Annotated in this window: 22 protein-coding genes; 10 read left to right on the top strand and 12 right to left on the bottom strand. The window is 70.5% G+C overall.

Going from position 1 to position 22350, the window contains the following annotated elements:
• Window positions 1-4 precede the first annotated feature (4 nt).
• Entirely contained in the window at window positions 5-1315 is a 1311-nt protein-coding gene (locus LZ495_RS38225) for an amidohydrolase family protein (protein WP_235057793.1), read from the top strand.
• A gap of 5 nt (window positions 1316-1320) precedes the next feature.
• Entirely contained in the window at window positions 1321-2598 is a 1278-nt protein-coding gene (locus LZ495_RS38220) for an amidohydrolase family protein (protein WP_235057792.1), read from the top strand.
• Window positions 2599-2727: 129 nt separating this feature from the next.
• Here the strand turns inward: LZ495_RS38220 and LZ495_RS38215 are convergent, their stop codons facing one another.
• Window positions 2728-3159: a hypothetical protein gene (locus LZ495_RS38215; RefSeq protein WP_235057791.1), complete on the bottom strand. Its 432-nt coding sequence runs from the start codon at window positions 3157-3159 to the stop codon at window positions 2728-2730.
• Window positions 3160-3292: 133 nt separating this feature from the next.
• Here LZ495_RS38215 and LZ495_RS38210 point away from each other — a divergent pair, with 133 nt between their 5' ends.
• Window positions 3293-3895 (top strand): hypothetical protein, encoded by a 603-nt coding sequence (locus tag LZ495_RS38210; RefSeq protein WP_235057790.1) that lies wholly within the window; start codon window positions 3293-3295, stop codon window positions 3893-3895.
• Here the strand turns inward: LZ495_RS38210 and LZ495_RS38205 are convergent.
• Window positions 3892-4815 (bottom strand): NAD(P)-dependent oxidoreductase, encoded by a 924-nt coding sequence (locus LZ495_RS38205; RefSeq protein ID WP_235057789.1) that lies wholly within the window; start codon window positions 4813-4815, stop codon window positions 3892-3894. The two genes, LZ495_RS38210 and LZ495_RS38205, sit on opposite strands and share 4 nt — an antisense overlap.
• A 109-nt stretch (window positions 4816-4924) precedes the next feature.
• Here LZ495_RS38205 and LZ495_RS38200 point away from each other — a divergent pair, with 109 nt between their 5' ends.
• The gene (locus LZ495_RS38200; RefSeq protein WP_235057788.1) at window positions 4925-5305 is read left to right on the top strand and encodes a winged helix-turn-helix transcriptional regulator; all 381 of its coding nucleotides are present in this window, start codon (window positions 4925-4927) and stop codon (window positions 5303-5305) included.
• Window positions 5306-5332: 27 nt separating this feature from the next.
• Here LZ495_RS38200 and LZ495_RS38195 read toward each other — a convergent pair whose 3' ends face one another.
• Entirely contained in the window at window positions 5333-5788 is a 456-nt protein-coding gene (locus LZ495_RS38195; protein WP_235057787.1) for an acyl-CoA thioesterase, read from the bottom strand.
• Between the two features lie 233 nt (window positions 5789-6021).
• Between LZ495_RS38195 and LZ495_RS38190 the strand changes: the two genes are divergently transcribed.
• On the top strand, window positions 6022-7515 hold the full coding sequence (locus LZ495_RS38190) for an APC family permease (protein WP_235057786.1): 1494 nt from the start codon (window positions 6022-6024) through the stop codon (window positions 7513-7515).
• On the top strand, window positions 7515-9125 hold the full coding sequence (locus LZ495_RS38185) for a serine hydrolase domain-containing protein (protein ID WP_235057785.1): 1611 nt from the start codon (window positions 7515-7517) through the stop codon (window positions 9123-9125). Before LZ495_RS38190 ends, LZ495_RS38185 begins: the two co-directional genes overlap by 1 nt.
• Here the strand turns inward: LZ495_RS38185 and LZ495_RS38180 are convergent.
• On the bottom strand, window positions 9089-10726 hold the full coding sequence (locus tag LZ495_RS38180) for a PucR family transcriptional regulator (RefSeq protein ID WP_235057784.1): 1638 nt from the start codon (window positions 10724-10726) through the stop codon (window positions 9089-9091). The two genes, LZ495_RS38185 and LZ495_RS38180, sit on opposite strands and share 37 nt — an antisense overlap.
• A 138-nt stretch (window positions 10727-10864) precedes the next feature.
• On the opposite strand from LZ495_RS38180, the gene lysA reads away from it, so the two are divergent.
• A complete protein-coding gene (gene lysA / locus LZ495_RS38175) occupies window positions 10865-12151 on the top strand; it encodes a diaminopimelate decarboxylase (protein WP_235057783.1) in 1287 nt (428 codons plus the stop codon).
• 112 nt (window positions 12152-12263) lie between these two features.
• Here lysA and LZ495_RS38170 read toward each other — a convergent pair whose 3' ends face one another.
• The 6 genes from LZ495_RS38170 to LZ495_RS38145 form a co-directional block, all read right to left on the bottom strand.
• On the bottom strand, window positions 12264-12887 hold the full coding sequence (locus LZ495_RS38170; protein ID WP_235057782.1) for an SMI1/KNR4 family protein: 624 nt from the start codon (window positions 12885-12887) through the stop codon (window positions 12264-12266).
• 141 nt (window positions 12888-13028) lie between these two features.
• Entirely contained in the window at window positions 13029-13262 is a 234-nt protein-coding gene (locus LZ495_RS38165) for a hypothetical protein (protein WP_235057781.1), read from the bottom strand.
• Between the two features lie 122 nt (window positions 13263-13384).
• Entirely contained in the window at window positions 13385-14164 is a 780-nt protein-coding gene (locus LZ495_RS38160) for a GntR family transcriptional regulator (RefSeq protein ID WP_235057780.1), read from the bottom strand.
• Window positions 14165-14230: 66 nt separating this feature from the next.
• Window positions 14231-15055 (bottom strand): phosphotransferase family protein, encoded by an 825-nt coding sequence (locus tag LZ495_RS38155; protein WP_235057779.1) that lies wholly within the window; start codon window positions 15053-15055, stop codon window positions 14231-14233.
• 14 nt (window positions 15056-15069) lie between these two features.
• On the bottom strand, window positions 15070-15477 hold the full coding sequence (locus tag LZ495_RS38150) for a nuclear transport factor 2 family protein (RefSeq protein ID WP_235057778.1): 408 nt from the start codon (window positions 15475-15477) through the stop codon (window positions 15070-15072).
• Window positions 15478-15546: 69 nt separating this feature from the next.
• Window positions 15547-16830, bottom strand: coding sequence for an MFS transporter (locus LZ495_RS38145; RefSeq protein ID WP_235057777.1), 1284 nt, complete (start codon window positions 16828-16830; stop codon window positions 15547-15549).
• A 338-nt stretch (window positions 16831-17168) separates the two neighbouring features.
• Here LZ495_RS38145 and LZ495_RS38140 point away from each other — a divergent pair, with 338 nt between their 5' ends.
• Window positions 17169-17705 carry a sigma-70 family RNA polymerase sigma factor gene (locus LZ495_RS38140; protein WP_235057776.1) on the top strand — a complete coding sequence of 179 codons (537 nt, stop codon included), beginning with the start codon at window positions 17169-17171 and terminating at the stop codon, window positions 17703-17705.
• The gene (locus LZ495_RS38135; protein ID WP_235057775.1) at window positions 17702-18478 is read left to right on the top strand and encodes a hypothetical protein; all 777 of its coding nucleotides are present in this window, start codon (window positions 17702-17704) and stop codon (window positions 18476-18478) included. Before LZ495_RS38140 ends, LZ495_RS38135 begins: the two co-directional genes overlap by 4 nt.
• Before the next feature lie 31 nt (window positions 18479-18509).
• On the opposite strand, the gene LZ495_RS38130 is transcribed toward LZ495_RS38135, so the two are convergent.
• The gene (locus LZ495_RS38130) at window positions 18510-19100 is read right to left on the bottom strand and encodes a hypothetical protein (protein ID WP_235057774.1); all 591 of its coding nucleotides are present in this window, start codon (window positions 19098-19100) and stop codon (window positions 18510-18512) included.
• A 246-nt stretch (window positions 19101-19346) separates the two neighbouring features.
• Here LZ495_RS38130 and LZ495_RS38125 point away from each other — a divergent pair, with 246 nt between their 5' ends.
• A complete protein-coding gene (locus tag LZ495_RS38125; protein WP_235057773.1) occupies window positions 19347-21692 on the top strand; it encodes a transcriptional regulator in 2346 nt (781 codons plus the stop codon).
• Between the two features lie 56 nt (window positions 21693-21748).
• Here LZ495_RS38125 and LZ495_RS38120 read toward each other — a convergent pair whose 3' ends face one another.
• On the bottom strand, window positions 21749-22348 hold the full coding sequence (locus LZ495_RS38120) for a hypothetical protein (protein WP_235057772.1): 600 nt from the start codon (window positions 22346-22348) through the stop codon (window positions 21749-21751).
• Window positions 22349-22350 lie beyond the last annotated feature (2 nt).

Below are 22350 nucleotides of genomic sequence, written 5' to 3'. Positions count from 1 at the left end.
CGCCATGAGCCAGCTTGACCCGTACATCATCATCTCCTCGGACACCCACGCCGGGCTGCCCACCGAGCTGTACCGCGACTACCTCGCGACGAAGCACCACGCCGCGTTCGACCAGTTCATGTCGGAGCGCGAGGCGCAGCTCAAGGCCATCACCGACCTGGGCGTGCGCAACGAGGACTTCGCCGCGAACTGGTTCGAGACCAACGAGGAGGTGCTGCGCAGCGGTTGGGAGGTCGACCGGCGCGACCTCGAACTCGACAAGGACGGCGTGGTCGGGGAGGTCATCTTCCCGGATGCAGACGCCGTCGAGTCCCGCACCTGCGTGCCGTTCGGCGCGGGCCTCGGGCTCTCCGGCGACATGGACCCGGAGCTCGGCCTGGCCGGAGCGCAGGCGCACAACCGGTGGCTCGCCGAACTGTGCAAGACCTCGCCGGAGCGCCGCCGCGGGGTCGCGCTGATCCCGATCACCGCGGACCTGCCCGACGTGCTCGCCGAGATCCGCCGCATCAAGGCCGACGGCCTCGGCGCGGTCATGATCCCGGCCATGTGGATGAACCAGACGCCGTACCACGACCGCAAGTACGACCCGGTGTGGGCGCTGTGCGAGGAGCTCGAACTCCCCGTCGTCACGCACTCCGGCCCGGCCGACCGCGAGTCGTACGGCAACCACCTCGGCATCTACGTCACCGAGGTGACGTGGTGGCCCGCCCGCCCGCTGTGGTTCCTGCTGTGGTCCGGCGTCTTCGAGCGCTTCCCGCGCCTGAAGTTCGGTGTCACCGAGGCCGGTTGCTGGTGGGTCGGCAACATGCTGTGGTTCATGGACCGGCTGCTGCTCGGCTCGCGCGGCGCGGCCAAGCTGGCCGGCTTCGAGGAGGTCAAGCTCCTGCCCAGCGAGTACTTCGACCGCAACTGCTTCATCGGGGCGTCCAACACCAAGCGCCGCGAGATCGGCATGCGGTACGAGATCGGCATCGGCAACATCTGCTGGGGCAACGACTTCCCGCACCCCGAAGGCACCTGGCCGGAGACCCTCAACATTCTGCGCAAGACGTTCGGCGACGTCCCGATCGACGAGACGCGCGTCATGCTGGGCGAAGCGGCGGCCGGCGTCTACGGGTTCGACCTCGACGTCCTCAAGCCGCACGCGGAGCGTGTCGGTGTGACGCCGGAGACACTTGGGCAGACCGGACCCGACGGCGCGGTCAAGGACCTGGAGACCAAGTGGGCGGCCGTGAAGGAGATCGGCCGCCACTGGATGACGGGTCTCGACTACGGCGCCGCGATCAACCCGACCGCGGAAGCCCTGGAGGTCTGAGCACCATGACAGATGACGGCATGACACCGTCCGCCATGCCGGCCTGGGACGGCCCGGAGCGGTACACGGTGGTCTCCGCCGACTGCCACGGCGGCGGCGAGATCAACGAGTACCGCGCCTACCTGCCGTCCCGCCTGCACGAGGAGTTCGACGCCTGGGTCCGGCACTACGAAGTGCCGTACCCGGACCTGCTCGGCGACGCCGGCAAGCGCAACTGGGACTCCGACCGCCGGCTGCGGGACCTCGAGGACGACGGGGTGGTGGCCGAGGTCATCTACCCCAACACCGTTCCGCCGTTCTTCCCCAAGGCCTCGCTGACCGACCAGCCGCCGGCCGCCAACGCCGGCGACCTGAAGCTGCGGTGGGAGGGCCTCAAGGCGCACAACCGCTGGATGGCCGACTTCTGCGCCAAGACCCCCGGCCGCCGCGCCGGCATCGTCCAGGTCATGCTGCACGACCTGGACGCGGCGATCGAGGAGATCCGCTGGGCCAAGGAGGCCGGCCTCACCGGCGGCCTGCTGCTGCCCGGCACCCCGCCTGGCTCCGGTCTGGTGGAACTGTGGAACTACGAGCACTACAAGCCGCTGTGGCAGGCCGCCGAGGAACTCGGCATTCCGGTCAACCACCACACCGGCTCGGCTGCCCCGCCGATCGGCGACACGCTGACCGACAAGGTGGTGTTCCTGACCGAGGTGTCGTGGTGGGCGCACCGCGCGTTCACCCACCTCATCGTCTCCGGGACCATGGACAAGCACCCGGAGCTGCAGTTCGTCTTCACCGAGCAGGGCACCGCCTGGATCCCCGAGGAATGCCGCCGGCTCGACTACTACTGGCACCGGATGGGCACCGCGGTCGGCTCGCAAGAGTACGAGTGGGGCCACGAGTTGGTCGCCTCGATGGAGCTCAAGCCGAGCGAGTACTGGGCCCGGCAGTGCCACGTGGGGGCCAGCTTCCAGCGCCCGGCGGAAGCCGCGCTGCGTTATGCGGTGGGCGTGGACCGCGTCATGTGGGGGAGCGACTACCCGCACAAGGAGGCGAGCCACCCGTTCAGCCGCGAGGCTCTGCAGCTGACGTACAACGGCATCGACCCGGCCGAGGTCGCCGCGATGGTCGGCGGCAACGCGGCCAAGCTGTACGGCTTCGACCTCGACTTCCTGGCGCCCATCGCGGCCGAGGTCGGTCCCGAGGTCGCCAAGGTCTGGCAGCCGCTGCGGCCGGAGGACGTGCCGAAGGGCGCGGCCAAGTGCCCGGCGTTCGTGGGGGTTCCGGGCGTGCAGCCGTAGCGGTGCGGCAACGCGGCCTGCGACGCGCACGGAGGTGCAGGCACGCGCGTGACGGAGCAGGCCGGCGACGAGTCGGGATCCGGTCCGGCCGAGGAGCGTTCCTCGGCCGGGCCGGATCCGACGTCTTGGTTACTTGTCCTTCTCCTTTTCCTTCTTCTCCTTGGCCTTCTGAGTCGCGCGCCAGTCGCCGTCCACGGTTGCCGGTGTGTCGTTGCGGTGCTCGTAGGCGTACTGGATGTCGGTGTGGAACTGCTCGTCGAGCCGTTCCGACAGGGCGTTGAGCTGCGCGACCGTCAGGTTCGTCTCGATGTGCGCCTCGCTGTGGTCGACGCCGCGCGTGTACGCGTGGCCGAAATCGAACAGGTAGTCGTGTACGTCGGACGTCCCCGGGTGGATGTCGATGATGAGTTCGCTGGTACCCATGTCGACCCTGATCGCCTTGCGGGTGAGCGAGACCCGGTCCTCCCAGTAGAAGTTGAACTCGTCGAGGTTGGTCACCAGGTTGACGAGCGAAGCGATGGTCCCCGCCATCGCGGCCGCGTGCGGCACCGGCATCGCCATGGAAATCCCCTCCCTGCGGGCGAGTTGCCCAGCCAACGAGAGTGTCGGCCGACCGCCATGAACACCAGAGGGGGCGGTGAGGTGGTCCCAAAGGCTGACGCGGGCAGCCAAGCCCGGCGGTAGAACGGTCGCCATGACGTCACTCGACGACGAACTCGAGCGGCACCTGCGCCCGCGAAGACGGATGACGCCCGCGCGGTGGGTACTGGCCGTGTGCGTCGGACTGGTGGTCGCGTACGTCGCCTATGTCGGGGCGGCGCTGGCGTACTGGGCGATCACCTCGGAGGACGAGCGCGACGACGAGTGCATCGCCCGCTACGCCCACGACGGCGGCGATGCGGGCCGCCTGCGCGACGCGCTCGCCCGGGTCGAGGCCACGGGCGCCGGTGCGCGGCTCGCGGATCTGACCCCGTTCGCGGACGACTGGGACCAGGTGTACGCGATCTCCGCCGGTCTGGTGGTCGCGGCCCCGGGTGAGGAGGGGCACGGTGTGGTCGACACCAGCGCGCTGGTGGGCTGCAAGGCGATGCTGCCCTACCGGGCGTCCTTCCCCATCGGGTCGGTGCTGTACTTCATGCGCGACGGGAAACTCGTCCGGGCCCTGGAGGTCGGCTACTTCGTCGCCGACGAGCAGCCGCCGTGGGGGCGGAGCGGGGAGGTCCGCATCGAATCCGGGAAGCCCGACCCCAGGTGCGCGGTGCGTTGTCTCCGCCTGGTCGAACCGGGGCAGTCCTAGGCGGTGGCGGCTCCCGCCCGTCCGGCCAGCAGGTCCACCGCACGCGCGGTGTCCTCCGCGCCGGCTCCTTCGCCGAGCAGACGTTCCATCAGGCCGAAGAAGGGCGTGAGGAGTTCGGTGCTGACCCCCTGTCCGGCGGCGGTGCCGAGGAAGGTCGGGATGCCGGCCACCTGCATCGCCAGGTTGGAGACCACTCCGGTGGTGTAGTCGCCGCTCTCCAGGCGCTCCGCGTAGCCGTCGACGGCCCCGCTCATCGCGTGCAGCCAGCCCTTGAGCAGCGGGGCGAACTCGGTGGGCTTGATGTCCGCTTCGCCGCGGACGAGGGCGAAGGCGTGCGTGATGCCGGCGAACATGCCGTACATGCCGCTGAGCAGGGCGACGTCGTGCAGGCTCGCGAAGCCGGGGTCGGCGCCGACGAAGTTCGCCCCCGCGGGCACCGACAGCGTGTCCGCGTGCGCGTCGAACAGCGCGCGCGAACCGCTGTAGAAGACGTAGCCGCCGGCCTCCGGGATCCCGATCATCGGCGGGACCGCCATGATCCCGCCGTCCAGGAAGCGCGCGCCGCGCTCCTCGGCCCACCGCGCCCGGGCCCGGGCCTGCGCGGGAGTTCCGGTGGTCAGGTCGACGACGTCCTTGCCGGCCAGGTCGACGCCGGCGAGTGCCTCGGTCACCGACGCCTCGTCCAGCAGGCACACGACGATGAGCGGACTGGCAGCGACGGCCTCGGCGGCGGTGGCTGCGGCCTTCGCGCCCTCGGCGACCAGGGCGTCGGCACGCGAAGCGGTGCGGTTCCACACCGTGAGCGGATGCCCGGCGGCCAGCCAGGTGCGGGCGAGGGCGGTCCCCATCGCGCCGAGGCCGAGCAGCGTGACGGGGTTGTCTGCGGCGTTCTGTCGGGTTTGCTTCAGGTCTTGCGTCATGGGTTCAGGCTCGCCGGAAGCCTGTGGACGACTCAAGTAGGCACTTTCGAATCACCGGTTACTCTCAAGTGAGTCTCCAGGTCGGCGCACTACGGGAGGTCGGAGGGGGATGGCGAGCGAGCGGATCAGACCGGGCCGGTACGTCTGCGGCATCGATGCGGCCGTCGGCGTGATCGGCGGCAAGTGGAAGGTGCTGATCCTCTGGGCGCTGCACGAGTACCCGGGGATCCGCTTCGGCGAACTGCGCCGCCAGGTGCCGGGGATCACCGTCAAGGTGCTGGCGTCCCACCTGCACGAGCTCGAAGAGGACGGCATCGTGCATCGCGTCGCGTACGACGAAGTGCCGCCGCGCGTCGAGTACTCCCTGACCGAGACCGGGGCGCTGCTCAACAAGGCCCTGGAGCCGCTGGGGGCCTGGGGCCGGGAGAACATCATGGGCGGGGTGGACCGGCATCCTGAGCCTCCCGGGCCGGATGCCGCCGAGGGCTGAGCCGCGTCTTGTGCGGAGCTTGGCCGGTCAGTCGGCCGGGGTGAGGGCAGGCGCGGCGGTCGTGCGGAAGGCGTCCGTCCATGGGGTCGGGGTGCGCGACGCGGAGTCGAGGCGGACCAGGACGCGGCGGCCGCGGGCGTGCGTGGTCGTACCGTCCGCGCTGCACAGCCGGAAGCCGTGGGTGAGGCCGGTGCTGCCGAGGCGCTCGATCCACAGGTGCATGAGGTAGCGGCCGTGGCGGGTCACCGGGGCCTCGTAACCGATCTGCAGCTCCTTGACCGCGTAGCAGACGTCCCCGGTCGACCAGTCGCCGTCGTACGCGATGCCGTACCCGGCGAGGCAGTCGTCCCAGGCCCGCGCCACGAGCAGCGGATGCCGCGTGTTGTGCAGGAACCCGAACGCGTCGAGATCGTCGAAGTGGACCGTGACCGGGAGGTACTCCCCGTACGTCGGGTGTGCGGGGGCGGTGGTCTCGACAGTCATCGGTAGTACTCCTGGAACGGCGGCGCGTCCCAGCAGCGTAAGCAGCGGTCCCGGCGCGCTTCGCCCCGCCCCCGGTCGGCCGCGGCTGCTCCGGTGGCGTCGCACGTCCCTGCGCCCGGCATTGGTGGAAGCGTCAATCGGCAAGCCGCGGCTTTGTCGTGCGCGACGACGACGGCTCCCGTGCCGCCCCATACGTTTTGCCGACCAGGCGCGAATGGAGAGCGGAGCCCAGGATGAGCGAACTGATCACGTCGGAGACCACGCGGCCGGCGTCCGGTCCGGGCAGACGCACGCTCGGTGTGCTGCCCCTGGTCGGAATCTTCTTCTTCACGGTGTCCGGAGGCCCCTTCGGACTCGAAGAGTCGCTCTCCGGCGCCGGCCCGGGCCTGACCCTGTTGATGATCGTCCTGATACCGGTGGTCTTCGGCGTGCCGAACGCACTGGTGGCAGCGGAGTTGAGTGCCGCGATACCGGTCAACGGCAGCTACTACCACTGGACGAAGATCGCGCTCGGCAGAGGTGCGGGCTTCGTGTTCGGCGCCTGGACCTCCATCGGGTCGGTGCTCAACCTCGCCCTCTACCCGATCCTGCTGGTCGACTATCTGGCCACGTGGGTTCCGGACATCGCCCGCGGGGAGGCCGTGGTTGTCGTGGACCTGTTCCACGGCGGCTTCGTCGTGGACCTGCACTGGATCGTCACCGTCGCCTTCATCCTCCCGATGGCGTACCTCAACTACCGCGGCTCCAAAGCGGTGAGCGAGTACTCGATCGGGATGATGCTGGCGATCCTGGCCCCGTTCGCCGTGCTGGCGGTCCTCGGCATCTGGCATGCCGTCGCCGACGACATCAACGTGTTCACGCCCTTCGTGGTGCAGGACCAAAGCGTCCACTCGTCGGTGGCCGCAGCCCTCAGCGTGATCGTCTGGCTCTACCTGGGCTTCGACGGCCCGAGCACGGTGATGGGGGAGGTCCGCGACGCGCACCGGACCTACACCCGCGCCCTTCTCATCGCGGTTCCGCTGATCATCACCGCCTACCTGCTGCCCACCATCGCGGCCATCGGCAGCGGCCTGCACCGGGATTCGCCTGCCGACTGGGTCCAGGGCGACTTCGTCGTGGTCGGCGAGGAGTTGGGCGGCGTCTGGCTGAAGGTGCTGATCTCCGTGGGGGCGGGGCTGTCCCTGGCCGGGCTGTTCACGGCGATCCTGCTGACGAGCACCCGGGTCCCGCGGGCACTCGCCGCGGACGGGTACCTGCCGCGCTGGATGGCCCGGGACAGCAAGCGGTACGACACGCCGGTCGGTGCGCTGCTGGCGAGCACCACCATCGTCATCGTGCTCGCTGCCGTCGACTTCAGCGCGATCCTGCGGGCCATGGTGCTGCTCAGCCTGGCCTCGATCCTGCTGGAGTTCGCGGCCTTCCTGGTGCTGCGCTGGAGGTACCCGCAGATGCTCCGGCCGGTCCGGGTCCCCGGCGGGTGGCCTGGTGCGGTGCTGGTGGTCGCGCTGCCCACCGCGATGATCGGGTACCTGGCCTGGAGTACTGCGGTCGACGAGCCCGCGACGTTCGGCGCGAGTGCCGCGGTGGCCCTGCTGGCCGTGCTGCTGTACCCGTTGTGCCGGCGGTTCGCCAAAGGCGACCGGCCGGACGCCGAGATCGACCTCTCGCTGGTCGAGCTGGGTCCGGACCGCTTCGCCGGAATCGGTGCGCGGAAGGCGGACGGCTGATGGAGATGCAACGAGTGCTCGCGGAGCTTGCCGAGCAGTTGCGGACCCGGTGGCCGGTGCCGGGAATCGCGATCAGTGTCGTGGACGGCGCCGGCGAGTCCGCGTCCGTTACCGCAGGATTCGCGAACGCCGAGTCCAAAGCGCCGATTTCGCGTCGTACCCGCTTCGAGATCGGTTCCGTCAGCAAGACCTTCACCTCCGTCCTGCTCGGCATCCTCGCCGACGAGGGGAAGGTGGACCTCGACGCGCCGGTCGCCGACTACCTGCCCTGGTTCGCGCCGAACGGCGGCTCCCGTGCGATCACCGTCCGGCATCTCCTGCAGCACACCTCGGGCCTGGTTGCCGGGGCCGACGCGCTCCCCGATGCCGCCGCCCGCGGCTACGCGCTGCGCAACGCGATGACCTGGGCCGAACCGGGTGAGCTGTTCCACTACTCCAACGAGGGCTACAACCTGCTGGGGCTGATCGTCGAGAAGGTGACCGGGGAACCGCTGGCGGACGCGATGGCCGGACGGCTGCTGCGGCCCCTGGGCATGCGCGACTCGGCGGCGCGGATCGTCCCCGAGGACATCGCCGAACTCGCCACCGGCTACCGCTTCCTGCACGAGGACCGACCGCCGCTGCCGGCGGCCCCGCTCGCGCCGGCCGGCTTCTTCGCGTACTCGTCGGCCGACGGGAACGTTCTGGCCACCGCCTCCGACCTGGGCCGGTTCGCCCGCATGCTGCTGGGCCGGGGCACGCTGGACGGCACCGCGGTCATCCGGCCGGAGCGTCTGCGGGAGCTTCTGACGGTGCCCGGCGACACGTCCGGTTCCGGTTCAGATTCCGGTGCGGACTCCGGTTCCGGCTACGCGTGCGGCGTGGACGTGGAAGTGGTCGACGGCCGGACCTGGCTGACGCACGCCGGCGGAATGGTCGGATACCGCTCGTACCTCGCCGTCGACACCGACGGCGGGCACGGCGTCGCCGTGCTGACCAACGCACCCGGCGAGTGCCAGATCATCGACCGCTTCGCCCGCCATGTGCTCGACGTCGTCCAGGGCGCCCCGGCCGACCCGGCGCTGTTCGACCCGGAGCGGATCCCCGACGCCCGGCGCTACGTCGGGACCCACGGAACGGCGCAGCGCCGGATCGTCGTCGAGACCGCGGGGGACGACCGCCTCACGCTCACCGCGGACGGGGAGACCGGCAGGCTCTACGACACCGGGGACGGGCGGCTGGTGTGCGACCACCCGGGGTGGTCCGCGTACCACCACTCCTGGGACGGACGCTGGCTCTACGGCCCCGAGTCACTGGGCCCCGCCCCGGCCGCTCCGGCTGTTGCACCGCACCCGCTCGAAGGCCGGTACCGGAGCTACACCCCCTGGTACCCCGCCTTCGGCATCGTGCAGCGGGCGGGGCGCCTGCACATGATCGCCGCGACCGGCGTCGAAGCGCCCTGCGACGAACCGGAACTCGTCCGGCTCGACGACGGTACATACCGAGTCGGAGCCGACCCGCGGCTGCCGGAGCGACTGGTGCCCGGCCCCGTCCTGGACGGCGAGGTGCTCTGGGTCGACCTGGACGGGTGCCGCTACACGCGATCGTTCCTGGACCGGCCGAAGCCCTGAGAAGCACCCGTCCGCAGCTCGCGCACCCGCAGTCGGAGGTGCGCGAGCAGCATGGCGTCGGCATCGGCGAAGTCCAGCCCGGAGACCTCGCGGATACGGCGCAGCCGGTAGCGCATGGTGTTGGGGTGGATGTGCAGGGCCTCCGCCGCGGTGTCGGTGGCTCCCGCGGCGGCGAGATACGCGGCCAGGGTCGCCGCGAGCGGCCCGTCCTCGCCCTCTTCCTGGCGCAGCCGCTGCAGCGCGCCGCCGGTGTCCGTCAGGCCGAGTTCCTCGGACGCATCGGCGAGGTGCAGCAGCAGCACCGACAGCGCCATGTCCTCCACCGTGCGCACGACCGGTCCGCGCACGGCCGGATGCCGCAGCGCGCGCAACGCGGCGTCCGCCTGCGCCCGCACGTGGGCTATCCGGCCCGTCGATTCGGCCGGGCCGCCGACCGCGACCACGTAGTCGCCGGCCAGCGGGGTCCGGGCGAGGAAGTCGCGGGCCAGGGCCGCGGCGGCTTCCAGGGGCGCGGCGTGTTCCGCGGGCCACGCCGCCAGGACGTACACCACTCCGGTGCCCGCCACCACGGCTGAACGGGGGTGCACGGCCGCCAGAAAGTACTCCAGCGTGTCCGCGAACCGGCGCAGCCCGGCGGCGTCCCGTGCATCCGAGCCCGTGTTCCCGGCCGACCGCGGGGCCGCGGCCAGGACGCACACCGGACCGGAGCCCAGCTGCAGCCGGCTCGCCTCCACCGGGTCCACCGCGCCGCCGAGCACCGCGGCGGCCAACTCGCCGCGCTGGCGGCGGGCGTAGCTGGTCTCCGTGCGCAGGCCCACCAGCTGCAGGGCGACCACCGGCGCGAACTCGCGCAACCGGGCCGTGGCTGCGTCGTCCAGCGGCCCGGTGACGGCAGCCCATATGTAGCCGAGGACGTCCGAACCGGCCCTCACCGCGATGGCCACCCTGGCCAGCTGATCCGGCCCGGTCGCCGCCATGTACACCGGTTCGGTGCTGGCGTGGAGCCGCTCGAACTCCTGGCGCTCGCGCTGTTCGGCGAGCGTCCGCTGATGCACGGCCCGCCCCAGGATGGTCTCGATCCGCTCGGAGTCGGTCCGGTCCTGCCCCTGCGACCAGGCGACCAGCGCGGAGAAGCGGTCCTCGATGGTGACCGGGGCGCCGACCGCCTCGTAGACGGCATTGGCCAGGGCGAACAGCTCCGCGCCGCTGTCGGCCGAGCGCACCCGGGTCCGCGCATCCGCGAGCAGTTGCTCGCGCACGGTCGTCGCCACGTGCATCCAGGACGCGTCCCGGTTGACCTCGATGATCGCCGGAGCGTCGTCGGCCGACGGAGGCACCGGGGCCTTCACCGCCAGCACCTCCGCGCCGGCCTGCCGCATGGCCGCGGTCAGCTCGCGCAGCTCGGCCTCGGTGGTCACGCCGACCCCCAGCACCACGCATCCGGGTCCGAACCGGGTCGGCGCCCCCGGCGCATGGATGGCGACGTCGGTGAGCGGCCCGCCGCTGCCGGTCCCGTCCTGCACCAGGCGGAGCAGCGCCGGCCCGATGCTGTCGACGAGCTGACGGACAGGCAGGTTCCCCGGCGCGCCGGACTTCCGCATGGTGCACTCCCGGCGCGAAGGACTGTGGTGGGCGTCAAGTCTGGGAGCCCCGCATTGACGCTGTCAACGATGCCCCGGCGCGTCCGGAGCCGCGAACATGGCACGAAGCAGGACGGAATACAGGCACGAGGAGCGCGGATGGCAGCGATGCAGACGCAGGCAGGCCGGGAACTGCTGGGACTGTTCCCGGGTGGGACCACCCGGGACGCGAGCGGTGCACTGGTGATCGGCGGCGTACCGGTGGCCGAGCTCGCCGAGTCCTACGGCACCCCCGCGCTGATCATCGACGAGGCGTCGGTCCGCGCCCGCGCCCGGCGGTACGCCGACGGCCTGGCTGCCCGATGGCCGAACTCCCGCGTCGCCTTCGCCTCCAAGGCATTCCCCTGCACCGCCGTCATCCGGCTGCTCGCGGAGGAGGGCATCGGCATCGACGTGGCCGGCGGCGGCGAGCTGGCCGTCGCCCTCGCCGCAGGCGCGGACCCGGCCGGCCTGATCGTGCACGGCAACGCCAAGACCGAGGAGGAACTGCGCCTTGCCGTCGAGGCCGGCGCCGGGACGGTCGTCGTCGACAACTTCGACGACATCGACCGGCTGGAGAAGATCCTGGCCGGCACCGCGGCGGTGCAGGGAGTGCTGGTCCGGCTCACCCCCGGCATCCGCCCCGACACCCACGAGGCCGTCTCCACCGGCCAGAGCGGCTCCAAGTTCGGCCTGCCCCTGCCGCAGGCCCGGGCGGCGATCGCGCGACTGCGCGGCAGTGACCGGCTGCGGCTGGACGGCGTCCACGTGCACATCGGATCGCAGATCCTGGATCTCGCGCCCTTCGCGCAGGCCGTCGAAGCGGTGGCCGAACTCGGCGAGTTCGCCGTCTACGACCTGGGCGGCGGCCTCGGCTCCCGCTACACCTACGCCGACCGGCCGCCCACGGTGGAGGCGTACCTCGACGCCGTGACCGACGTCGCCCGACGCCTGCTGCCCGCCGAGGCCCGCATCCTCATCGAGCCGGGCCGCTCGATGGTCGCCGAGTCGGGCGTCTCGCTGTACCGGGTCGTCTCCGTGAAGCGCAGCGAAGGCCATACCTTCGTCGCCGTCGACGGCGGGATGGGCGACAACCTCGAAGTCTCCCTCTACCAGCAGCGCTTCGAGGCCGCCGTCGCCGCCCGCCCGACAGGCGACGGCGAGCTGTGCCGCCTGGTGGGCCGGCACTGCGAGTCGGGCGACACCCTCTCCGCCGGCGTCCTCTTGGCGGACCCGCGCGTCGGGGACCTCATCGCCGTGCCGGTCACCGGCGCCTACACCTACGCGCTGAGCAACAACTACAACGGCGCGCGCCGCCCGCCGGTGGTCTTCGTCCGCGAGGGAACCCACCGCGCCGTGGTACGCCGCGAAACCTACACCGACCTGATGCGCCGCGACCTGCCCTGACAGTAAGCCGCCCAGCGCCGTACGGCAGCCGGATGGCAGTCGTACGGCCGCGTCCTCGACCGGCATGGGGAGCCGGGTAAGCGGCCGGTGCCGGTGCCGGTGCCGGCGACGGTCAGGGGGCGGGTGGCAGCTCCGGCTCCCAGGTCAGCCAGCCGTCCGCGGCCACGTACCCGAAGGACGGTTCTTCGGCGCTCCCGCCGCGCGCCGCGTGGCCGAGGAGGACCCGGGAGCGTGTCTCGAGCGCCTGGGCGGCGTCGCGGAGCATGGCCCCGACCGATTCCCAGAGCGGCACGTCGAGTTTCCATGTCTCGTGGTCCCAGAACAGGACCGCGCCGAACTGCCCGGCGTCGGCGCGGAGGTCGACGATGAGGCTGTCGCCGCCCGGGCTCATGCCGATCGGCAGGAAGGCGGGATCGAAGCGCATACGCGCGTCCATGCCCGGGTCGGACCAGTCCTCGTCGTCGGCGACCTGCAACTGGATCTCGCGCATTTCCAGCGCGTCGGCCCAGGTCTCCGGCGCGAAGGCCACCGGTATCCAGTTGTCCCGGCAGAGGCCGGCAAGGCTCCACCACGCGCGCAGATCGGCGGGCAAGTCGATGCCCAACTCGTCGGCGAGGGATTCGAGTTGCTCCGGATCCGCAGCCGGACGGCATTCCACCGGGCGCGCGCCGTGCGAGCGCATCCAGGCATCTATCCGTTCCCACTGCGCGCGTATGTCGTGTTCGCCAGGTGCCATGCCCGGAGTCTGGCAGCCAGGGAGGACCGTCGCCTTACGCACCGCAAACCAAGGTCAGCCGGTGCGCGGGGCTGGGGGCAGGGGGAGTGGTGGCCGCTGCCCGGCCGGTGGGTTTCCGCGGAGCCGGGCAGCGGCACGCAGTCAACTGACTCGCGGAGCCTGGTCCACGCTCTCAAGCAGCCTGGTCAACGCCGCGTGCAGGAGTTCGGCGTCGACACCGTCGAGCCGAAGGGCGGACTCGCCAACTGCGTCACCATCGAGGCCGTGCAAGGTGAGAGGTACGGACAGCGATCGAGTCTGCCGGTCGCGGGCCAAGGGGATGCCGCGCGCGAAGGTGGCGTAGACGTTGTGGGCGGGCGGGTGGCTGTCATGCATGGCTGTCCTCCTGCTGCTGTGACGTCGGGCGTGTGAATCCAGGGAGGGACTGGAGGCACAACTAGACCGTACATGTACGTACGAGTTGCAGCAAGGTGCTTGCGTCGGCGTGCAGGCGGCTGTCAGTTGATGGCCGAGTCGTACGTCAGGACGTACAGCTCGGCAGGGAGACGCAGTTCGCTGTAGTCCAGGATGCGGGTCTTATCTGCTTGCGTGCCGGTTGCGATGCGATGGATGACGAACAACGGCGAGCCCGGCGACATGTGGAGGAGCTGGGACTCCTCGAACGTCGGTAGGCGGCTCTCGACCTGCTCGCGCACGTGGGTGAACGACCAGCCGGCCTCTTCGAGGCGAGCCCACGAGCCGCCTGGCCCGGAGTCGAGTTCCTCGGCGCGCGTGCCGACGGCGATGTCGCCAGGCAGGAACGACGAAGCGAGCTGCAGCGGTTGGTCGCCTTGCAGATAGCGGCGGGAGCGGGTGACCACCGGCTCGCCTGTCGCCATGCCCAGGTGCTTCGCGACCGTCTCCGAGGCAGCCGTGGTTGCCACCTGGCTCATGTCGACGCGCAGCTTCGGGCCGGCGTCGCCCAGATCCGCCTGGCCCGCCGAGGTCCCCGCTCGCCAGGCAGCCCGGACGTAGCGAGCGGACGTACTGCGATTTACCTGGGTGCGGCGCCGTACGAAGACGCCTCGGCCGTGCTGGCTGACCACCAGGCCTTCGGTCTTCAGGATCGCCAGTGCCTTGCGTACCGTCTCGCGTGAACTGCCGTACAGGGAACGCAGGTCAGTCTCGGAAGGAAGCTGCGCACCAGCGGCGAGCTCGCCCGAGACGATTCGTACGCGCAACTGATCCGCGATCTCCAAGTAGGCCGGACGGTCGCCGGGGAGCGGCTGGGCGGGCACGTCACCTCCAAGTGATCCCTACAAGTCTAGACAAGTGATCACCCTGGGCAAGGTGGGCCGTGACGGTCAGCAGAGCAGGTGCATCAGCCGCTCCGCCTGGCAGTCGGCGGTGCCGGGTGGGTTGCGCGGGTGCTCTCCGCCGTCCATCGCCAGCATGAACAGCCAGACCAGGGCGAGGAGTCGGCGACACTCGCCCAGGCGAGCCGTTTCGGCGTCCGACAGGGTGAAGTGGGCCAGGAACGCCGGTACGTCGAGTGAGTGCTCGGTGTCCACCCAACCGCCTACGTGCTCGGTGATCTCCGCGAGTTCGAAAGCTCGGTCGCTGCGTCCTGACTCTTCGAAGTCGACGATGCGTACGACGGCTCCGTCCCACAGGTAGTTCGCGAGGTTCCCGTCGCCGGGGCCGAATACCTCGGCGACGGAGCCGAAAGCGTCGGGGCCGAGGCGGGCACCGGGCAGCCAGGTGAGGCCGGCGTCGAGGGCTTCGCGTATCCGGCCTCCGGTTTTCGGCAGTACGTCGACGGCCCATGTGCCGAGCAGCTTCACCAATTCGGCGGGGCGCCCGGACCGGGTTGGGGTCTCGCGTACGGCCTCCGCCGGTACCGCGGCATGCAGTCTCGTCACGGCTGCGGCGAATGCCCTGAGCTGCGCGGCGTCCATCGCGGTGCCGCGCAACGGGACTCCGGGCAGGCGCGACATGACGATGACCGGTTCATCGGCCGTCAGGTCCGCCTCGTGCGGTTCGGGTCCTAGGCCGGGTGCGTGCGCGGAGAGCAAGGTCAGAGCTTGCCACTCGCGTGCCGCTCGTCCGGCATTCTGCGCGGCGAAGCGCTTGACCACGCGGTCGTCGGCCGTCTCGACGTTGTGCCTGCTCCAGGCGGCGGAAGCCATGAAACCGTCCCGCGTCACTCGTCCGGGGTGAGGGCTTCGACGGCGGCGTTCGGGTTGTAGAACTCCTTCTGGGAGCAGATCAGGCCGTCGCGGAAGCGGACCACGGAGATGTACGTGTTGCTGTACGGCTTGCCCGTGGTGGTCACGCGGCCCTCGCTGGTGAACTCCGCGACGAACTTGTCCGGGTCGGTCGTCGCGTGGACCTCGGTGACGGTCAGCTTCATCTCGAAGATGGCGAGCGCCCCGGTGAGGTACTCCGTGATGACCTGCTTGCCCTCGACGCGGCCCGGGGGCGCGGCGTACGGGAACTCGAAGACGGCGTCGTCGGTGTAGTGGGCCATCTGGGCCTGGACGTCGCCGACCGCGGCCAGGGCCCGGTGCAGGGTGGCGAGGTTGCGGGCGCGGATCTCTTCGTCGGTCATGCCGCGATGGTGGAGATCCGCGCCCGAGAACTCAAGAGGCAGCCGGAGCGTTCCGGCGGTCGCTCGGTGTCAGACCGCGGCCGGGACCGGTTCGGGGGTAGGGGACAGGACGGGACGGGTTTCCGGCAGGGCCATGAAGCACAGCAGGCTTACGCAGCCGATCGCCGCCAGGTATGCCGCCACGCCCCACGGCGTACCGCCCCCGCGGGACAGCTCGGTCGCCACGATCGGGGTGAGCGCGCCGCCCAGCACACCGCCCAGGTTGTACGCGGTCGACGCGCCCGTGCAGCGGATGCGGGGCTCGTACAGCTCCGGCAGGTACGCCCCGAGCACCGCGAACATGGTGATGAAGCCGGTCAGCGCCACCACGAAGCCGAAGGTCATGAGCTGCGGATCACCGGTCTGCAGCAGCGCGACCAGCGGGAACGCCCACAGCGTCACCGCGACCGTGCCGATCAGGCACAGCGGTTTGCGGCCGTACCGGTCGCCCAGCATCGCCACCAGCGGTGTGCAGATGCCCTTGACCGTCACCGCGATCATGATGCACGCGAGCATCGTGGTGCGGCTGACGCCCAGGTCGTGGGTGCCGTGGTGCAGCGACCACGTGGTGACCGTGTAGTAGAGCGCGTACCCGATCGACAGCGCGCCGGCGGTCAACAGGACGAGCCGCCAGTGGTCGCGGAACACCTCGACCAGCGGTACGCGCGCCTTGGACTGCTGCTCGGCGAGCTTCCGGAACTCCGGGGTCTCCTCCATGGACGTACGCAGGACCAGGCCGATCACGACCAGAACACCCGCCGCCCAGAAGGGAATCCGCCAGCCCCAGGACCGGAACTGCGCGTCGGTGAGGTTCGCGGACAGCGCCAGCATGATGCCGTTGGCCATGAGGAAGCCGACCGACGGCCCGGTCTGCGGGAAGCTCGCCCACAGCCCGCGCCGCCGGGCGGGCGCGTGCTCGGTGGCCAGCAGCACGGCCCCGCCCCACTCGCCGCCCAGGCCGAGGCCTTGCAGGAAGCGGAGTGCGACCAGCAACAGCGGTGCGGCGATCCCGATTTGGGCGTACGTCGGGAGCAGGCCGACGAGGACGGTGGCCAGGCCCGTCATGAGCAGGGAGATGATCAGGACGGGCCGGCGTCCGACGCGGTCCCCGACATGCCCGAACAGCATCGAGCCGAGCGGGCGGGCGACGAACCCGACCGCATACGTGGCGAACGCGGCCAGCGTGCCCGCGACGGGCGAGAAGGACGGGAAGAACAACGGGCCCAGCACGAGAGCCGCAGCAGTGCCGTACACAAAGAAGTCGTAGAACTCGATCGCCGTCCCGGAAAAGGACGCGACGGCGATCCGCAACATGGAGACGGGCGGCTTGGCGCCCTTGCCCGATCCGGCCGCCTCGGCCGCGGCCTCCGGACTGGTGCGAGGAGACGCGACCTTCGGAGGGCCGCCATCCGGCGTACCGGGCACCTCGGGTTGAACTGCCTCAATGGGCTCATGGTGTGATTCGTGATTATTTGTCGACTCGGTCACGCCCGACGCAACGACAGTCGCGCTCGAAAGTCACCGTCCAGCCGACCGATTGACCCGAACGTGCGACTGCGGATTCTTCGGTGCGCCACCCAACGTCCCGCCCGTGTTGTTCGTTGTCCCGGGTGACGGCACGACGGCGGGGCGCCGAGACGGGGGACAGGCCGGTGGACAGACAGGCAGACCGGCGGTGGCCGGCGATAGATGCGCTCGTCACAGCCAGAAGCAAGGCGCTGAAGAGATACGCGTACCTGCTGTGCGGCAGCAGCCACGGGGCCGACGATCTGGTGCAGGAAGCCCTCACCCGCGTCCTGTCCCGGCGGATGCCGACCGATCCGCAGGAACTGGAGAAGTACGTGCGCCGCGTGATCGTCAACATCGTCGTGGACGAGGCCCGCCGCACGGTCCGCTGGGGCCGGCTTCTCCCGTGGGTGTCCGCCCGCGACGAAGTCATGGACCGCTCCGGCGAAATCGTCGAACGCGTGGCGCTTGCCGAAGTCCTGGCCGCGCTGGCGCCGCGCCAGCGGGCATGTGTCGTGCTCCGCTACTACGAGGATCTCCCCGTCGACGAAATAGCCGCGCTGCTGGGCTGCGGAGAAGGCACCGTCAAGAGCCAACTCCACGATGCCCGGAGGGTGTTGGCGCGGCGCTGGGACGTCCCGGCCGGGGAGCGTACGGGAATCGCGAAGGGGGACGCGCGATGACGGACTCGGCGTACGACGCCGGCCTCGACGACCGGAAACTGCGCAGCGCGCTCGAAGAACTGGCAGAACAAAGCGGTCCGCCCGGCTCCCTGGACCGGCAGAAGATGCAGGACGACGTCGCCCGCCGCGCGCGGCGCCGGCGCTTCGCCGCGACGACGTCCGGAGTGCTGCTGGCGGTCGTGGCGGCGGTGGCCGTGCCGGTCTTCCTGATGGACCGCGTGGGCGGTTCCGGCCATCAGACCGCGGCACCGGGCACCGCGCGGCCGCCCGGCACACCATCGGGCGGGCCGTCCAAGGTGGCTGTCGGACCCGACCCGGAGGGACTTCACTATCTGAGCGAGGCAGTCCTGCACCTCGGCCAAGACGAATATGGCGACATCTACGGCGGCATGAAGGTCGACGACTGCAAGTGCTCGCTCACCGTCTACCTGACCGACATCGGGCGCCAGGGGGAGTTCCTCGCCGCACTGCAGCAGCGGACCTCGCCGATCGCACCCGGGCTCGTCACTTTCACGCGAAGCATGTTCACGACGTCGCGGTGCCGCCAGTTGACGGGAGATGTGATGGACGCCCTGGCCGCCCGCTCGCTGCCTTTCGTGATCTCCCGCGCCTGGACGGGCAGCGGATGCTCGGCCCTCAACCTGGGCGTGGACGATGTGGCGGCAGCGCAGGTCTACTTCGCCGACCCGGCCAACCTGGCGGGGTTCGAAGGCCTGGTCATCGCAGTGGAGTTCAGTTCGTCGCCGCCTGTGCTCGTGCCCAACCGCTCCTAGCGCGCCGGCTGTCCGGCGCAGCGGTCGCCCGTTACGGCGGAGGGATGTGCAGGGCCGCCTGGCTTTCGGTGAGGAAGCGGGCGAGGGCGGCGGGGTAAGGGTCGGCGGCCGTCGCCGCGGTCAGCGCCTGCAAGAGGTCGACCGCGGCGGCGGACACCGCGTCCGGACCTTCGAGGCGTACCGAACCGAGTGATTCGCGCGCCGTGGTCATCGCCGCGGCAAAGGCCTGCGCGGCCGCCGAGCCTTGCGGCGTGCCCAGCGCCCGGTTGCGTTCCTGCTGGGCGGTACGGGCGGCCTCGGTGAGCATGAGCCAGGTGGCGTAGATCGTGCGCCGGGCCGCGCGTTCGGCGGCCAAGGCTTGTTCATGGGCGGTCGTCCGGCTGACTTCGAGTTGGGCCTGCGCCTGCATCATCCCGGCCAGCCAGGCGGCATCGGCCTGCGACTTGCCGGCCGCCCAGGCTGCGTCGGCCTGCTTGGAGCCTGCTGCCCACGCGGCGTCGGCCTGGCTCTTGGCGGCCGCGGCCTGGCGGCCTGCGGCACCCAGCATGAACAGCCCGGTGAGCACGACACCGGTAAGCGTCGATCCGGCGGTGATGAGGCCGACGACTACATCCGAATCCACGAAGTCCTCCAGGTCGGAACGGGCTTGGCGTCGCCGCCGGGTTTCGGGAAGCCACTTGACCATGTCCGGCCGGACGTTGGCCAGGCCGGACGTCGGTCAGGGGAGGGCGGAACGAAGGACGTTCGTCGGTGGGCCGGTTCGGGAAGCGTGGCGTCCAGGCCGGTGCCATCATGGCGTTTGGCGTTTGGCGCGGGCGGCGGGTGGCGGGCGCGCCGTCGCCGTGCGGACGGCCGAGTCGGGGGCAGCATGAACGAGGTTGACGGGGTGCAGGGTTCCTCGGGGCACGCGGTCTTGGGAAGCCCCATCGACAGCTGGGACCCGGTCAAGCTCGAACTGCATCGCGCGGTCCGCCCACCCCGGCCGCGCGACGGCTCTGCGCTGCCTGATGCACCGGAGAGCACGTTGCCCGCGTACGTGTTCCGCGAGCACGACAGGGAACTCGCCGAGGTCGTCGAGGGAGCCATCGCCGGCCGCAGCGGCATGGCAGTGCTGGTGGGCACCTCGGCCACGGGCAAGACCCGGGCCTGCTGGGAAGCCGTGCAATCGCTGGCCGTGCACGGCTGGCGGCTGTGGCACCCGTTCGACCCCACCCGTGCGGACGCGGCGTACGCCGACATCCCGCGCGTAGCCCCCAAGACGGTGGTGTGGCTCAACGAAGCCCAGCACTATCTGGGCCACGACGCGTACGGGGAGCGCATAGCGAGCAGGCTCCACACGCTGCTGCTCGGGCCGGGCCCAGTACTTGTCCTCGGGACGTTGTGGCCCGAATACGCGGACCGCTACAAGACCGTTCCAGGGCCGGGTGCTCCGGACCCCCACACGCGAGTGCGTGCTCTCCTCAAGGCGTACAACGTCCTGCACGTCCCCGATGTCTTCGACGAGGCGGCACTGGGCGCGGCACGGGAACTTGCCGCGCGGGGTGATGCCCAGCTTGCGCATGTGCTGGACCATCGCCACGAGAACCGCATCACGCAGGGCCTTGCCGGGGCGCCGGAGTTGCTCGCCACCTACAAGAGCGCGTCGCCAGGGACCCGGGCGATCCTGGACGCTGCGGTGGATGCCAGGCGGATGGGCATGGGCCTTCATGTGCCCGGCGCCTTCCTGGAGGCCGCTGCGGAGGGGTACTTCACTGAGCCGGAGTGGGACGCTCTGGAGGACCACTGGTTCGAGGACGCCCTGGCCGCGGCAGTTCGTCCGGTCCTCGGCGGCTCGTCGCCGTCGCCGCTGCGGAGAGTGCGGCACCGGCCCGACCGTCCCGACCGGCGTTCCGGGCCGGGCCTGCTTGTGAGCGGACGTCCTGCGGTGTACCGGCTCGAGGACTACCTGGAGCAACACGGACGGCAGATCCGAGAGGATCTGTTCCCGCCCGAGTCGTTCTGGGCTGCAGCCGAGGCCCACCTGGGGGATCAGGCCGACGACATCTTGGCCTTGGCGAACGCTGCGATGCGGCACTGGCGGTTGTACTGGGCGAACCGGCTCTTCGAACTTGTGCCCCGGACCGACACGGAGTCGTTTCGACGACCTCGCCTACCGGCAGAGCGCGAACCGTTCGCGTTCGACGAATGGGACGGCGATCACAGATTGCTCGAGGCTTTCGCGTTGGACAACTACGAGCATGACGGCGACATGATGGCCGCCCTGGCGTTTCTTGCGCTGGGGGCAGGCGAATTCGAACCGGTCGCCGAAGTCGCCCGACGCCATGACGAAATCGGCAGCAGGGTCCAAGCCGTGGCCGTCCTCTGGGCAGCCGGCGCGGGGGACTTCGATCGTGCTCGTGAGCTGGCCAGATCGACGGGGTCCGCGAGCGACGACGAAGCTCTGACCGACGACGACATCCTGACCCTGCTTGCACTACTGGTAGCGGGCACAGGGGATTTCGGTCGCATCGCGGAGCTCATCGCGGAAACTGAGGAATCGGAGCCCGAGACGATGACGGTTCTTGCCTATTTGGCGGCTGGGGCCGGCGACTTCGACCGAGCTGCCGAGTTCGCACGGGCGCTCGACGCCGACGCACAGGGATTGCTGGCTCTTCTGCCGGCGCGCGCCGCAGAATTCGGCGAGGCAGTCGAGCTTGCCGCCCAGGACCCGGATGCGGGCGTCGAAGCACTGCAATACCTCGGGGTCCTTTCGGTCGGTGCAGGCGACTTCGACCGGGCGGCTGCACTCGCCGCGAGGGCGCCGAGTGAGGATGGCATGTGGGCCCTGCTTGCGTTTGTGGTGGCGGGAGCGGGCGATTTCGCGAAGGCTGCCCGTCTCGTCGGGGACGACGAGGCGGATGCTCTGATCGCCGTTCTGGCCTGCCTGCTGGCCGGGGCCGGACGGTTGGACGAGGCGGAGGAATTCGCGCGGCGGTCGGTCGATGGGAACCGCGACGACGGGTTCGTGTTGGCCATGCTCGAACTGATGCGTGCGGGACGCGGGCAACTTGAGGAAGCCCGGGCGGGGGTCGGCGATCGGGTGAGGCGGGGCATCGAGTGCCTCGACCTGCTTCCCCGGATGATGCTGCCCTACGGCCTCGACGCGGACGGCCGAGCCAGCGAATGCTGGACGGCTGCGGCTGCGGCATCGGGTGAACTTCTGGCCGAAGCCTGACTATTCGACGTCCGGTGGGAGTCAGCACCCAGGCATCGACGTTCCGCAGCAGCTCGTCAGGAGTGCAGCATGCGACGGTACGGACGTACCGTCGGCGGGGCGGTGCCCCACGGGGTGCGGGCGGTCAAGGTGGTGGCGAGGCCCTCCAGCCAGCGGAGTTGGGCGGCGAAGTAGGCGTGGTATTCCGTGCCGGGGCCGAAGGCCAGGATGGGGCCGTCGGTGCCGCGGACGCCGTGGCCGTACAGCATGACCCTGATGGTGTCGTCTATCTCCTCCATCGCGAACGAGCAGGGGAAGTCGTAGAGAAGCAGGGTTAGTTGCGGTGTGCGCTCGGCGGCTTCGGTGATCGGGTCGAGGATCGTCCGCGTGTAGTGGTCCGGGTCGGCGAGTGCGGCTTCCGCGGGTTCGAGGCGGTAGCGGTCGCGGCGCGACGGGCAATGCGGGTCCATCGCGTACACGCTCACCGGGATGCCGGCGGCGGCCTTGGCCTCGAAGAGCGCGAGCATTTCGGGGGACGCGTAGAAGTTGCGGGTCAGGCCGAACATGGTGATGCGCCTCGCGGCATTGCGGATGCGGTCCGTGAGGTCGGCCTGGGAATCGCTGCCGGTGTGCGGGAACATCCCTGCCAGTACTTCGAGTTCGCGGTGTGGGGACACGG

It is taken from the genome of Yinghuangia soli (assembly GCF_021502675.1).
Classification (GTDB): domain Bacteria; phylum Actinomycetota; class Actinomycetes; order Streptomycetales; family Streptomycetaceae; genus Yinghuangia; species Yinghuangia soli.
This window is presented reverse-complemented; position numbering and strand designations above follow the sequence as displayed.